At 65.2% G+C, this 13,357-nt stretch carries 11 protein-coding genes and 1 riboswitch; of the genes, 7 read left to right on the forward strand and 4 right to left on the reverse strand.

All coding sequences use genetic code 11. The features are described 5' to 3' along the window. Positions 1–46: 46 nt before the first annotated feature. Positions 47–919, forward strand: a complete 873-nt coding sequence (locus tag JKP78_RS00865; RefSeq protein ID WP_186685701.1) for a DMT family transporter — start codon at positions 47–49, stop codon at positions 917–919. Here the strand turns inward: JKP78_RS00865 and JKP78_RS00870 are convergent. Continuing rightward, a complete protein-coding gene (locus JKP78_RS00870; RefSeq protein ID WP_186685704.1) occupies positions 916–1,635 on the reverse strand; it encodes a TorF family putative porin in 720 nt (239 codons plus the stop codon). The two genes, JKP78_RS00865 and JKP78_RS00870, sit on opposite strands and share 4 nt — an antisense overlap. Before the next feature lie 81 nt (positions 1,636–1,716). Beyond that, positions 1,717–1,968: a hypothetical protein gene (locus JKP78_RS00875; protein ID WP_186685706.1), complete on the reverse strand. Its 252-nt coding sequence runs from the start codon at positions 1,966–1,968 to the stop codon at positions 1,717–1,719. A gap of 129 nt (positions 1,969–2,097) precedes the next feature. Between JKP78_RS00875 and JKP78_RS00880 the strand changes: the two genes are divergently transcribed. The 3 genes from JKP78_RS00880 (at position 2,098) to JKP78_RS00890 (ending at position 5,282) form a co-directional block, all read left to right on the forward strand. Further along, the gene (locus tag JKP78_RS00880; RefSeq protein ID WP_200625851.1) at positions 2,098–2,757 is read left to right on the forward strand and encodes a hypothetical protein; all 660 of its coding nucleotides are present in this window, start codon (positions 2,098–2,100) and stop codon (positions 2,755–2,757) included. Positions 2,758–2,928: 171 nt separating this feature from the next. Continuing rightward, complete coding sequence (locus JKP78_RS00885) at positions 2,929–4,392, forward strand: DUF3300 domain-containing protein (protein WP_186685710.1); 1,464 nt, start codon at positions 2,929–2,931, stop codon at positions 4,390–4,392. Next, on the forward strand, positions 4,389–5,282 hold the full coding sequence (locus JKP78_RS00890) for a DUF2950 domain-containing protein (protein ID WP_170030176.1): 894 nt from the start codon (positions 4,389–4,391) through the stop codon (positions 5,280–5,282). The genes JKP78_RS00885 and JKP78_RS00890 overlap by 4 nt, the downstream gene beginning before the upstream one ends. 254 nt (positions 5,283–5,536) lie before the next feature. Here the strand turns inward: JKP78_RS00890 and JKP78_RS00895 are convergent, their stop codons facing one another. Beyond that, positions 5,537–6,391 carry a LysR family transcriptional regulator gene (locus JKP78_RS00895; protein ID WP_200625852.1) on the reverse strand — a complete coding sequence of 285 codons (855 nt, stop codon included), beginning with the start codon at positions 6,389–6,391 and terminating at the stop codon, positions 5,537–5,539. Positions 6,392–6,484: 93 nt separating this feature from the next. Between JKP78_RS00895 and JKP78_RS00900 the strand changes: the two genes are divergently transcribed. Next, positions 6,485–6,940: a multidrug/biocide efflux PACE transporter gene (locus JKP78_RS00900; protein ID WP_186685712.1), complete on the forward strand. Its 456-nt coding sequence runs from the start codon at positions 6,485–6,487 to the stop codon at positions 6,938–6,940. Between the two features lie 79 nt (positions 6,941–7,019). On the opposite strand, the gene JKP78_RS00905 is transcribed toward JKP78_RS00900, so the two are convergent. After that, complete coding sequence (locus JKP78_RS00905; protein ID WP_267912363.1) at positions 7,020–8,060, reverse strand: branched-chain amino acid aminotransferase; 1,041 nt, start codon at positions 8,058–8,060, stop codon at positions 7,020–7,022. Positions 8,061–8,211: 151 nt separating this feature from the next. Next, positions 8,212–8,424, forward strand: a riboswitch (cobalamin riboswitch). Between the two features lie 100 nt (positions 8,425–8,524). On the opposite strand from JKP78_RS00905, the gene cobW reads away from it, so the two are divergent. Next, the gene (gene cobW, locus JKP78_RS00910; RefSeq protein ID WP_186676679.1) at positions 8,525–9,592 is read left to right on the forward strand and encodes a cobalamin biosynthesis protein CobW; all 1,068 of its coding nucleotides are present in this window, start codon (positions 8,525–8,527) and stop codon (positions 9,590–9,592) included. Between the two features lie 3 nt (positions 9,593–9,595). Further along, a complete protein-coding gene (gene cobN / locus JKP78_RS00915) occupies positions 9,596–13,357 on the forward strand; it encodes a cobaltochelatase subunit CobN (RefSeq protein WP_200625853.1) in 3,762 nt (1,253 codons plus the stop codon).

Consider the following 13,357-nt stretch of genomic DNA (forward strand, 5'->3'; position numbering starts at 1 on the left):
AGCATGGCCGCTATAACAACAATTCCTTCTCAGAGGTGACCACACCATGAGTACCGGCACCACCACGCTCTACCACCGCAAGGCCCGGCCCTGGCTGTGGCCTGCACTGTTCAGCCTGGTGGCCTTTGCTGCCAACTCGGTGTTCTGTCGCCTGGCGCTGAAGGATGGCGCCATCGACCCGGCATCCTTCACGGTGGTGCGCCTGGCCAGTGGCGCACTGTTTTTGCTGGTCCTGATCCGCCTGCGCAAGCCGGTGTTGGCCATGGGCGGCAGCTGGCGGGGTGGCCTGGCCTTGTTCCTCTATGCGTTCCTGTTTTCTGCCGCGTACCTGCAACTGGGCGCCGGTGCCGGTGCGTTGCTGTTGTTCGGTGCAGTGCAGATCACCATGTTCGGTTTCGCCTGGTACTCCGGTGAACGGATTACCGCGCGGATGTTGCTGGGCATGCTGATTGCCTTTGCCGGGCTTTTGCTGCTGCTGTTGCCCGGCAGCGCAGCGCCACCCTTGGCCAGTGCCTTGCTGATGGCGGCGTCCGGCGTGTCCTGGGGGGTGTATTCGCTACTCGGCAAAGGCTCGCCCAGGCCGCTGGCGGACACTGCTGGCAATTTCGCCCGGAGCTTGCCGTGCCTGGTACTGCTGGCACCGATGCTGTTACTGGGCGCCGAGCTGCAGGTGACCCCATTGGGCGTGTTGTTTGCCCTGGGCTCCGGCGTCCTGGCATCAGGTGCCGGCTATGCCGTGTGGTACAGCGTGGTCAGGCAGATCAGTGCACAACAGGCGGCAACCTTGCAGCTAAGCGTACCGGTGATCGCCGCACTGGGTGGGGTTGCCCTGATCGGTGAAACGTTGTCGTTGCGCTTGCTGCTGGCGTGCGTCGTTGTGCTCGGCGGCATAGCCCTGGCCCTGGTGCGAAAACGCTAGAAGAACCTGCGCTGCGCCTTCAGCGTGACCATGCTGTCGCAATAGCTGTTGCTGCCGGAATACGCATCGCAAGCGCCACCACTGAGGTTGGAGTCGCTGTAGATCAGGTCCAGGTCAATGCCAAGCCAGGGCCGGGACAACGCCAGCGACCAATCGGAAAAGCCGTTCACCTGGCTACCATCGCCAAGGGTGAAGGGCTGGCCCAGGCGGTGATGAGCGAGCTTGGCGGTGAGCTCGACGCCGAACAGCGGCAATTGGCCGAAATCGGCGAACAGCGTGCCGGTGCGATGGTCAGGGCTGTCGCGCAGCGCGCCACCGAAACGGCTGCCCAGTACCGACACCCCACCGTACAGGGCATAACTGTCGGAGCCGGCGATGTTTGGCTGGCTATACTGGATCAACCCCACCTCGTAGCCCAGGCTGCTGTCGAAGCGCTGCTTGTAGCCGAGGTAACTGTCCAGGCGCAGGGTGGAATCAGGTGACACGCCCATGCTTGGGGCGTATTGGCCGAGGTACCAGCCACTGGGGTGGTTGAAGTCGAGACCACCGTGGAACGCACCGATCGCCGTGGGCGAGATCAGCCCTTGGGCCATGCTGCGTGAGGGGCTGGTGCCGAGGGTGAAGTCGAAATCGCCCAGTTCGCGTTTGATCTGTTGGGCCAGCAGCACAGGGCAGAACAGCAGTGCCGCACCCAACAACAGAAGGGGCCTGGTCATGGTCTCCATCCTGGAAGGCTTGTGCTTGAGCGGTAAAGCATACCGGTGCGGGAGGACGGAGGGAACCTCTGGCGGGCCTGTTCAGCCGTTGCGCGAACCGTCGCTGTCGGTGGCTTCGGTCACCACAGGCAGGCTGCCGGCACGCTGGATCACCCGCCGTTGCTGCTCGTAATCGTCCAGCGACAGGCCACGCCGTTGCAGCGCCTCGAGTTGCAGCTGGCGGGTTTCTTCGGCGCTGTAGGGGCGCAGTTCGGGGTGGTTGGCACAGCCGCTGGCGCTGGCGATCGCAACAGTGGCAAGGGTGGCGGACAGCAGGCGGGCCAGGGTGTTCATCGGGTAGCTCCAGGAACGGTGTGGTGAAGGTCAAGTCGATGGAGCCAGGGTATTCGGCCAGGCCATTGGGCAGAAATTGCCGTTCTTGATAGTGACTATCGATGGTTCCTGCAGAACCGGGAGGGCGTGATGGGGCAAGACGAGCAACCGCGCAAATGGGGAGTGCTGGAGCCGATTGACCGTATTACCGAAGTGATCTTCGGGCTGTTGATGGCCATGACCTTCATCGGCTCGCTGAGCGTAGCCACGGCGGGGCGCGAAGATGCCCGGCTGATGCTGATTGCCGCGTTCGGCTGCAACCTGGCCTGGGGCCTGGCCGATGCAGTCATCTACCTGCTGCGCACCTGGACCGAGCGCACCCGCAGCCGTACGCTGCTGGCCCGCATGCAGGCCGGCGAGGGCCGCCAGGCGCGCAGGCTGATTGCCGCTGCGTTGCCGGCGCGCATCAGCCTGGCGTTGGATGAGGACGGGCTTGAAGTGCTGCGCGAGCGTATGCTGCGGGATGCCGCCCGCCCGATACCGGCCCGCCTGGGGCTGGACGATTTCAAGGCCGCCCTGGCCACGTTCCTGCTGGTGGTGGTGGCGACGTTCCCGGTGGTGATCCCGTTCTTGCTGATCGATACCACTGCCACGGCCATCCGCGTATCTCACCTGGTGGCCCTGGCCATGCTGTACCTGGCAGGCTGGCTGCTGGCGCGGTATTCCGGTGGTCGCACCCAGTTGACCGGAGTGGTCCTGGCGGCTGTCGGGGCGGCGTTGATCCTGGCGATCATTGCCCTGGGGGGTTGAGGTGCCTTCTCCAAGGACCTGGATGGGCACTGCATCACCCGCGAAGAGGCCGGTAACGAGCTGCTGCAGCTGGCAACTTTGGTGCATGAAAAGTTTGCGCCTGTGCATCTGGCCAAAAGCATGGCCGTTGCTACCCTTAACCCACGCGGTCCGGCCTCGTGGAGAGAAGCGATGCGCAAGCCATTGTCAATGGTGTTGTCGGTGCTGCTGTATCTGAGCGCAATGCCTGGCCCGGTGTCGGCAGAAGACGTACCCGCCCCGGACCCGGCACCGCAAGCCGAGACGGTGGTGGCCAAGGACCCGGTGTTCAGCCAGGAACAACTGGACCAGATGCTCGCGCCCATTGCCCTGTACCCCGATGCCTTGCTGGCCCAGGTGCTGATGGCCGCCACCTACCCTGGGCAGGTCAGCGAAGCGGTGAGCTGGTCCAAGGCCAACCCCAAGGCCTCTGGTGACGCGGCCGTCAAGCAGGTGGCGAACCAGCCCTGGGACCCCAGCGTACAAGCGTTGGTGGCCTTCCCCCAGGTTTTGGCCACCTTGGGCCAGGACCCGGTGTGGGTGCAGCGGCTGGGCGATGCCTTCCTCGCGCAGCCCGACGATGTCATGGGCGGCGTGCAGCGCCTGCGTCACCAGGCCCAGGCGGCGGGTAACCTGCAGAGCAACCAGTACCAGAACGTGACCGTGCAGGCCGCCCCGGCACCAGCGCCGGCCGCCAGCAGTGGCACAACCCAGGTGGTCGCGGCCAGCAGCCCGCCCACCACCATCGTCATCGAGCCGGCCGACCCGCAAGTGGTGTACGTGCCCAGCTATAACCCAACCACTGCTTATGGCAGCTGGGCCTACCCAGCCTCGCCGCCGCCGTATTACCCGCCGCCGCCCATGTACTACCCCGGTTCCGCGCTGGTTGCCGGCCTGGCCTTTGGTACCGGCGTGGCGATCGTCGCCTCGTTGTGGGGGGACTGCGACTGGGACAACCACGACATCGATATCGACGTCGACCGCTACAACAACATCAATGCCAACAACCGCATCAGCAACACCCAGAACAAATGGCAGCACAACGCCGCCAACCGCGACGGCGTGCCGTACCGCGATGCCCGCAGCCGGCAGCAATATGGTCGCCAGCTCGACGGTGCCAGCCAGCGTACCGCCTTCCGTGGTGATGACGCCCAGCGCGCCCAGGCCCGCGACAAGGCCCGAGCGTCCATGGACCGGGCTGGTATCGAACGGCCGGCCACCAGCAATCGCCAGGCGCGCCAGCAGATGCGCGAGGCGCAAGCAGGCAATACGGTGGGCAACCGCCTGCAAACGCGTGCCAACGACACCAGGGCAGCCGAGCGCCGTCAGGACGCTCGCAGCACTCAGGCGCGCCTGCAGAACAACCAGGTGACCCCGCGCAGGCAGGGTGAAGGCCAGGCGCGGCAACTCGCGCAGAACCGGCCCGGCAGCAGTGCCGGTCGGGCCCGCAACAATGCCTTTGATGGCGTGCGAGCGCCGTCGCGCACCAGCATGCAGGCCAGCCGTGGTCGCACCAGCCAGTCGTTCGCCCAGCGGCCAGGCGCGTCGCGTGCCGCCGGGCACACGATCTTCCGGCCCAGTGCGCCTGTACGCCGCGGGGGAGGTGGCCGTCGATGAACCGTCTATCGATAGCGGCGCTGCTAATCGCAGCGGGTCTGCTTTGGCCAACCGTGGCTGCGGCGCAGGAAGCCTTCGCCACGCCAGAAAAGGCCGTGGACGCCTTCGTTGCGGCGCTGGGCGAGGAGAAACCCGATGAAGCCCGTCTGGCCCAGCTGCTGGGCGATGACTGGCGTATCTACATACCGCGCGGCGGTGTGCAACGCAGTGACGTGGACACGTTCCTGGAGCAGTATCGCGCGCAGCACAGCATCGACAGGTCGGGGGATGGCAAGGCCATCCTCGCGGTGGGCAGTGAACACTGGACGCTGCCCATCCCGCTAACTCAAGGTAGCCAGGGCTGGCGCTTCGACCTCAAGGCCGGCAGTGCCGAAATCCGCGCCCGGCGTATTGGCCGCAACGAGTTGGGGGCCATGCAATCACTATTGGCCTACCACGACGCGCAGATGGACTACGCCACTCAGGACCGTAACGGTGACGGCGCGCTGGAATATGCGCAGAAGATCTTCAGCGAACCTGGCAAGCATGACGGGTTGTACTGGGATGATGACGGCGACGGGCAAGTCAGCCCACTGGGCCCGCTGTTTGGCCAGGACGTGGTCGGCGACGCGTGGTATGGCTACCACTTCCGCATCCTCGACGCACAAGGCCCATCCGCCCCCGGCGGTGCCTACAGCTACCTGATCGGCAAGCACATGAGCCGCGGCTTTGCCATGGTCGCCTGGCCGGCGAAGTACGACGACAGCGGGGTGATGAGCTTCATGATCAGCCATGACGGCGAGGTGTTCGAGAAGGACCTCGGGCCGCAAGGTGACCACCTGGCCAGGCAGATGAAGCGCTTCGACCCGGATGACAGCTGGAAGGTGGTGGAGGTGCCGGCGGAGGATTGAGGGGGCGAGTCCCGTGAGGGTTCAGGGCGCGGTTCGCGATTCCAGGTCCATGTCGACCGGCCAGTTCACCTTCGGGGCCAAACGCAGAGCGAATTCACGCCAAAGCACGTCGTCGTGGTCTCTGGGTTCGCCGGGTGGCGGCAGGGCTGAAGGGCGAGCAACAAGCTTCCTAAAACATCGTAGGAATCTTCGGTTTAGCGCTCTTGTGCGAGCGGGCTGCCCAGCAGCTTCGGCTGGCTGCCGGCGCGATCCGCCTACTGCCTCAACATCTGCCGCACCAGCCACTGCCCAGCAGGCCCCAGCGTCTGCCTGCCTGACCAGACCACATCCATGGCGACACGCCGTGGGTAACCGGCCACCTGCAGCTCCAGCAACCCGTTGCCAAACCGCGCCACCAGCGCCCTGGGCAGTTCGGCCCAGCCGAATCCGCGCACGGCGAACTCCAGCAGGGTGAGGTAGTCCGGCGCCGACCAGGCCTGGCCGCGGCCTTGATGCGGGCTGGGGGCATAGGTCCTGATGTACAGCTGGCGCGTGCTTTCAAGGTGCTGCATTTGCAACGGAGCCCGGTTCGCCAACGGGTGATCGCTGGCCACGTACACACCGAACTCCGCCTGCTCCGGCAAGCGGGCGACGGCCACGTCTGCGGGGTATCCAGGTTGCGCGGCAAGGATGCCGATCTGCGCCAGGCCCTGCTGGATCAGCTCGATGACATCGGCATCTTCGGACGGGCCGCAGCGCAGTTCGGTATGCGGATAACGCTCGGCAAAGCGGGCCATCAGCGCGCCCTGGAAGGTGACGCTGTAACTGTCCGACATCACCACCGACACCAATGCCTCGACCTTTTCCGCCAGCCGTACCGCCAAGGCATCAAGCTGGGCGCTGGCATCGAGAATCGCCTCGACATGGCTCAACACTTGCCGGCCCGCTTGGTTCAAGGTGGGGTGGCGACCGCTGCGGTCGAACAATGGGCAGCCGATATCAGCCTCGAAATTGGCGATGGCGATGCTGATGGTGGACTGGCTTTTACGCAGCTTGCGCGCTGCCGCGGAGAACGAGCCCAGCGATGCGGCTTCGACAAAGGCGAGCAGAGCTTCGGGTGAGTAGCGCATGGTATTGATAAAACCGATGGTAGCTATGTCGCGAGTATCAGTTTTAACAAAGAAAATGGGAAGCACGACTCAAGCAATATGATGGGCTTTGCCATGAAAAACGTTTCCTTCATTGAACGCCTGGTTCATGCCGTTGGTTATGAAGTGTTCGCCGTGCTGCTGTGTGCGCCGCTGTTGTCCTGGATCATGGGCAAGTCGCTGGCAACGACAGGGATGCTGGCGGTGCTGCTGTCGCTGATCGCGATGCTGTGGAACATGGTCTACAACGCGCTGGTCGATCGCCATGTACGGCTTGAGCGGATCCACTGGACGGCCCGCGCACGGTTCGTGCACGGCCTGGGTTTCGAGGCGGGGCTGGTGGTCTGGTGCCTGCCGCTGGCGGCGTGGATGCTGGATATCTCCCTGGTGCAGGCGTTCATGGTGGAGCTGGGCTTCTTCGTGATCATCCTGCCTTACACCGTGCTGTACAACTGGGCGTTCGACAGGGCACGGCACCTGTTCCTGCAGCGCCGTGCTGCACCAGTCACCAGCCCGACACGCACCCTGTAGGCGCGCGCAAGTTCCTTGAATGCCAAAAAACGGGGCATGCCATCGCTGGCATGCCCCGTTTTCATTCCGCCAAGGCGCCTCAGGCGACTTTGACGATCCAGCCTGCCGGTGCTTCGATATCACCGCTCTGGATGCCGGTCAGCTCGTTGTAGAGCTTCTGGGTAACCGGGCCGACCTTTTCCAAGTCATGGAACACGTGCAGCTTGCCGTTGTACTCGATGCCGCCGATCGGGGTAATCACCGCAGCAGTACCGCAGGCGCCGGCTTCGACGAAACGGTCCAGCTTGTTGATTTCGACATCGCCTTCGATCACGGTCAGGCCCAGGCGCGATTGCGCCAGTTCCATCAGCGACAGGCGGGTGATGCCTGGCAGCACCGAGGCCGATTTCGGCGTGACGAACTCGTTGTTGGCGGTGATGCCGAAGAAGTTGGCCGAACCGACTTCCTCGATCTTGGTGTGGGTCAGCGGGTCGAGGTAGATCGCGTCGGCGAAATTGGCCTTCTTCGCTTCGGCACCCGGCTGCAGGCTGGCGGCGTAGTTGCCACCGACCTTGGCCGCGCCCGTGCCTTGCGGGGCCGCGCGGTCGAAGCTGGAAATCTGGAAGTTGTGCGGCTTCATGCCACCCTTGAAGTACGAGCCCACCGGGATGGCGAAGATCGAGAAGATGAACTCGGGGGCGGTGCGCACGCCAATGTTGTCACCGGTGCCGATCACGAACGGGCGCAGGTAGAGGGCGCCTTTGCCATGTGGCGGGACGAACTTCTCGTTGGCCTTGACCACTTGCTTGCACGCCTCGATGAACACATCGGTCGGCACCTGCGGCATCAGCAGGCGGGCGCAGCTGCGTTGCATGCGTGCGGCGTTCTGGTCCGGGCGGAACAGGTTGATCGAACCGTCCTTGCAGCGGTAGGCCTTGAGGCCTTCGAAGCATTGCTGGCCGTAGTGCAGGGCCGTGGAGCCTTCACTGATGTGCAGCACGTTGTCTTCGGTCAGGGTGCCTTTGTCCCACTCGCCATTGCGCCATACGGACAGGTAGCGTTTGTCGGTCTTGATGTAGTCGAAACCCAGCTTGTCCCAATTAATGCTTTCGTTGCTCATGACACCCTCATTGTCTTGCAAGTGCCCAATCACTCGGGCTGCTGTTATATGCGCACCACGCCACCATAATACATCCGCGGCAGATCGGGAACGGCCAGTCACGAAACTCCCAGGCGCTGAACATATCGAGGCAAGCCCCAGCGGCAATGGTTGACCACCCGCCAACCACTGCGTAGCCTTGCCACTTCGAGGTTCTTCGGCCAGGCCGAAGCTAAGACGGGAACGCGGTACAAGCCGCGGCTGCCCCCGCAACTGTAAGCACCGACAACGGATCGACACAGCCACTGCGCCCGCGCGCGGGAAGGCGTCATCCCGCCAGCCTGCCGCATTGGCGAGCAACTGGAACGGTGCGAGCCAGGAGACCTGCCTCGGCACGTTTTCGACTTTCAACCGGGCGGGGTGATCCGGTGGCGAACAAGCCCGGCCGGCCTGGCCTGCGGCTGTCGTCCTGCATGCCCGCGCCAATCTGCCAAGGGCAATGCGACATGAAAACACTGGCCAAGCTCCCCGTCACCATCGTCACCGGCTTCCTCGGCTCGGGCAAGACCACCTTGCTGCGGCACATGCTCGACAACGCCCAGGGCCGCCGCATCGCGGTAATCGTCAACGAGTTCGGCGAACTGGGCATCGACGGTGAAATCCTCAAGCAGTGCAGCATCGGTTGCACCGAGGAAGAAGCCAGCGGTCGGGTCTACGAACTGGCCAACGGCTGCCTGTGCTGCACCGTGCAGGAAGAGTTCTTCCCGGTGATGCGCGAGTTGGTGGCACGCCGTGGCGACTTGGACCATATCCTCATCGAAACCAGCGGCCTGGCGCTGCCCAAACCGCTGGTGCAAGCCTTCCAGTGGCCGGAAATCCGCAATGCTTGCACAGTCGACGCGGTGATCACTGTGGTCGACAGCCCTGCGGTGGCCGCCGGCACCTTCGCCGCCTACCCGGACCAGGTCGATGCCCAGCGCAAGCTCGACCCCAACCTGGACCACGAGTCGCCACTGCACGAACTGTTCGCCGACCAGTTGGCCAGCGCCGACCTGGTGGTGCTGAACAAGGCCGACCTGATCGACGCCGAAGGCCTGGCCAAGGTCCGCACCGAGGTGGCCGAAGAACTGCCTCCGGCGGTCAAGGTTGTCGAGGCCAGCAGCGGCAAGCTGCCGCTGGAGGTGCTGCTGGGTGTGGGCGCCGAGTCCGAGGCGCACATCGATGGCCGCCGTACCCACCATGATTCCCACCATGACGGTGATGACCATGACGATCATGACCACGACGCCTTCGACTCCATCTCCATCGACCTGCCCGAAGCCGACGAAAGCCTGCTGCTCGATGCCCTGACCCAGCTGGTGGTGGAGTTCGGCATCCTGCGCGCCAAAGGCTTCGCTGCCATCCCCGGCAAACCGATGCGCCTGCTGGTGCAAGGCGTGGGTACCCGTTTCGACAAGCACTTCGACCGCGCCTGGCGCGCCGACGAGCCGCGCATCACCCGCCTGGTGCTGATTGGCCAGGACCTCGACGCCGCCCAGCTGGAAGCGCGCCTGCGCCAGGCACTGGGCGCCTGACCCATGCACCTGCTGCGGACCCAGCCCGGCGGCTTCGTGCCGGATGACAGCATTGCCGACCTCGGCCAGACGCCCGCCGAGCTGGTGATTCTCTGCAGCGGCGATTCGCACCTGGCATTGCTCGCCGATACCGCCGAGCAATTGCCCGAGGATTACCCCAGCCTGCGCCTGGCCAACCCGATGCAGGTACAGAACCATGCCTCGGTCGACCTGTACGTCGACCAGGTACTGCGCCATGCGAAGGTCATCCTGGTGTCGCTGCACGGTGGCGTCGGTTACTGGCGCTATGGCGTCGAGCAACTGGTCGAACTGGCCGGCCGTGGCGTGCAACTGATCCTGGTGCCGGGCGACGACCGCCCGGACCCGGAGCTGACCAGCCTGGGCAGTGTCAGCGGCGAGCAGGCCGAGCGCCTCTGGCACTACTTGCGCCAGGGCGGCAAGGCCAATGCCATCAACCTGTTCAACTGCCTGGCCAGCCAGTGGCTGGGCCGCGACTATGCCTGGGACGAGCCGCAGCCTTTGCCGCGCACCGCCGTGTATCACCCGGCCAAGGGCAGCGCCACGCTGGAGGACTGGTACCCGCAGTGGCACCCCGAACAGCCGGTGGCACCGCTGCTGTTCTACCGCTCGCACCTGCAGGCGGCCAATACCGCGTTCATCGACGTGTTCTGCCAACGGCTGCAGGCTGCCGGCCTCAACCCCTTGCCGATCGCCGTGGCCAGCCTCAAGGAAAGCGCATGCCTGGAACAGGTCGAAGCCTGGCTGGACGAGGTTGGCGCCGAGGTGCTGGTCAATACCACAGGCTTTGCCCTGTCCAGCCCCGAACGGCCCAACCTGCGCCCGTTCCGTCGCGACATCCCGGTGCTCCAGGCCATTTGCGCGCAGGACAACCAGCCCGGTTGGGAAGCCAGCGAGCAAGGCCTGGGCGCGCGCGACCTGGCCATGCACATTGCCTTGCCGGAACTGGACGGGCGCATCATCACCCGCCCGGTCAGTTTCAAGGACATGGCCTGGCGCAGCGAGCGCAGCCAGTCCGACGTGGTCTGCTACCGTGCCCACCCCGAACGCATGGATTTCGTCGCCGAGCTGGCCCGCCGCTGGGTCGAGCTGGCGCGTTTGCCCAATGCCCAGAAGCGGGTGGCCCTGGTGTTGGCCAACTACCCGACCCGGGATGGCCGCATCGGCAACGGTGTCGGCCTGGACACGCCAGCGGCTGCGTTGAACATCCTCAAGGCGCTGCGGGCCGAAGGTTACCCGTTGGCCGATTTGCCGGGCAGCGGCACGCAACTGATTCAGCAACTGCTGGGTGGTGTGACCAATGACCTTGACCAGCTGGACCTGCGCCCCTGCGCGCAAAGCCTGAGCCTGGCCGATTACCAGGCTGCCTTCGAGCGCCTGCCAGAGGCCAACCGCCAGGCCGTGCTGGAACGCTGGGGGCCGCCGCAGCAGGACCCGATGTACCGCAGTGGCCGGCTGATGGTGGCCGGCCTGCGCTTCGGCCTGACCTTCGTCGGTATCCAGCCGGCCCGCGGCTACCAGGTGGACCCCAGCGCGGTGTACCACGACCCCGACCTGGTGCCGCCCCACGGCTACCTGGCGTTTCACTTCTGGCTGCGCCATGCCTTTGCCGCCGACGCGGTGATCCACGTGGGCAAGCACGGCAACCTCGAATGGTTGCCCGGCAAGGGCGTCGGCTTGTCAGCGCAATGCTGGCCGGATGCGTTGCTCGGCCCGCTGCCGAACATCTACCCGTTCATCGTCAATGACCCCGGCGAGGGCGCCCAGGCCAAACGGCGCACCCAGGCGGTGATCATCGACCACCTGATGCCGCCGCTGACGCGCGCCGAAACCTACGGCCCGTTGCGCCATCTGGAACAACTGGCGGATGAATTCTATGAAGCGCAACTGCTCGACCCAAGGCGTGCCCGCGAGCTGCAGCGCGACATCCTCGAACTGGTCAAGGCCAACCACATCGACCGCGAATTGCAATTGGAAGGGCAACTGGATGATGCCGCCGTGTGGCTGCCGCGCCTGGACACCTACCTGTGCGACCTGAAGGAATCGCAGATTCGCGATGGCCTGCATGTGTTCGGCCAGTCGCCGCAAGGGCGGCTGCGCGTGGATACCCTGCTGGCGCTGTTACGGGTCGAGCGGGGCGATGGTCGCGGCGGCAATGCCAGCCTGCTGCGCGTGCTGGCCAAGGCGCTGGTGCCGGGTTTCGACCCGCTCGATTGTGACCTCGGCCAGCCGTGGCAGGGCGTGCGACCCGCGCAACTGCTGGCCCTGAGCGACGAACCTTGGCGTACCTGTGGCGACACCCGCGAACGTCTCGAACTGTTGGCCTTGCAGGTAATCGAGCAGGCACTGGATGGCACCGTACAGTTACCGGCAGAGGGCGAATGGCAACCGGTCCATGACGTGGTGCAGGCCCTGCGTGAAACGGTGGCACCCAGCCTGGACGCCTGCGGTAACGCCGAAATCAGCGGCCTGCTGGCCGCGCTGGCAGGGCGTTTCGTGCCTGCCGGCCCCAGTGGTGCACCCAGCCGTGGGCGCCTGGATGTGCTGCCCACCGGTCGTAACTTCTATACCGTGGATGTGCGCAACCTGCCCACCACCACGGCCTGGCGCCTGGGCTTCGCCTCGGCCAACCTGATCCTCGAACGTCACCTGCAGGACCATGGCGACCACTTGCGCCAGCTCGGCCTGTCGGTATGGGGCACGGCGACCATGCGCACAGGTGGCGACGACATCGCCCAGGCCATGGCACTGATGGGGGTACGCCCGGTCTGGGCCAGTGGCAGCCAGCGTGTCGACGATTTCGAGATCCTGCCGTTGAGCCTGCTCGACCGCCCGCGGGTGGACGTGACCTTGCGCGTTTCCGGGTTTTTCCGCGATGCCTTCGGCAACCTCATTCGCCTGTTCGATGCCGCTGTGCAGGCGGTCGCTGCGCTGGACGAGCCGGACGATCTCAACCCTCTGGCTGCCCGGGTGCGCAGCGAGCGTGCCACGCTGCAGGCGCAAGGGCTGGATGCCGAGCAGGCTGCGCGCCAGGCTGGTTGGCGGGTGTTCGGCGCCAAACCCGGGGCCTATGGCGCAGGGGTGCAGAACGCCATCGACGGGCGCCTGTGGCACAGCCGCGACGACCTGGCCGAGGTCTACCTCAACCATGGCGGCTATGCCTACGGCGGCAGCGACGACGGGACACCGGCCCGCGCCCAGTTCGCCCAGCGCCTGGCCAGGGTGCAGGCGGTGTTGCAGAACCAGGACAACCACGAGCACGACCTGCTCGACTCCAACGACTATTACCAGTTCCAGGGTGGCATGCTGGCGGCGTCGGAAACCTTGTCCGCTGCGGCGGTGGCCAGCTACCACGGCGACCACAGCCAGGCCGACCGACCGCGCATCCGTACCCTCAAGGAAGAGCTGAACCGGGTCATCCGCGCCCGTGCACTCAACCCGAAGTGGATCGACGGGGTCAAGCGCCATGGCTACAAGGGCGCGTTCGAGATGGCGGCGACGGTCGACAACCTGTTTGCCTTCGATGCCACCACGCACCTGATCGACGACCATCATTACCAGTCGCTGGCCGATGCCTATGTGCTCGACCCGGCGACCCGCAACTTCATGCGCGAGCACAACCCCGAGGCCTTGCGCGACCTTACCGAGCGCCTGCTGGAGGCCCAGCAACGCGGCCTGTGGCAGGCGCCGGGTGATTACCGCGAAGCCCTCGAGGAGCAACTGCTCGACGGCGAGGAACAGGCTTGA

The organism is Pseudomonas sp. LAM2023 (assembly GCF_016620375.1).
Taxonomy (GTDB): Bacteria; Pseudomonadota; Gammaproteobacteria; order Pseudomonadales; family Pseudomonadaceae; genus Aquipseudomonas; species Aquipseudomonas anuradhapurensis.

Bases quoted from the DNA above. Each gene is read 5' to 3' on its own strand.
- JKP78_RS00865 (WP_186685701.1), top strand. From the start codon at position 47: ATGAGTACCGGCACCACCACGCTCTACCACCGCAAGGCCCGGCCCTGG.
- JKP78_RS00870 (WP_186685704.1), bottom strand. From the start codon at position 1,635: ATGACCAGGCCCCTTCTGTTGTTGGGTGCGGCACTGCTGTTCTGCCCT.
- JKP78_RS00875 (WP_186685706.1), bottom strand. From the start codon at position 1,968: ATGAACACCCTGGCCCGCCTGCTGTCCGCCACCCTTGCCACTGTTGCG.
- JKP78_RS00880 (WP_200625851.1), top strand. From the start codon at position 2,098: ATGGGGCAAGACGAGCAACCGCGCAAATGGGGAGTGCTGGAGCCGATT.
- JKP78_RS00885 (WP_186685710.1), top strand. From the start codon at position 2,929: ATGCGCAAGCCATTGTCAATGGTGTTGTCGGTGCTGCTGTATCTGAGC.
- JKP78_RS00890 (WP_170030176.1), top strand. From the start codon at position 4,389: ATGAACCGTCTATCGATAGCGGCGCTGCTAATCGCAGCGGGTCTGCTT.
- JKP78_RS00895 (WP_200625852.1), bottom strand. From the start codon at position 6,391: ATGCGCTACTCACCCGAAGCTCTGCTCGCCTTTGTCGAAGCCGCATCG.
- JKP78_RS00900 (WP_186685712.1), top strand. From the start codon at position 6,485: ATGAAAAACGTTTCCTTCATTGAACGCCTGGTTCATGCCGTTGGTTAT.
- cobW (WP_186676679.1), top strand. From the start codon at position 8,525: ATGAAAACACTGGCCAAGCTCCCCGTCACCATCGTCACCGGCTTCCTC.
- cobN (WP_200625853.1), top strand. From the start codon at position 9,596: ATGCACCTGCTGCGGACCCAGCCCGGCGGCTTCGTGCCGGATGACAGC.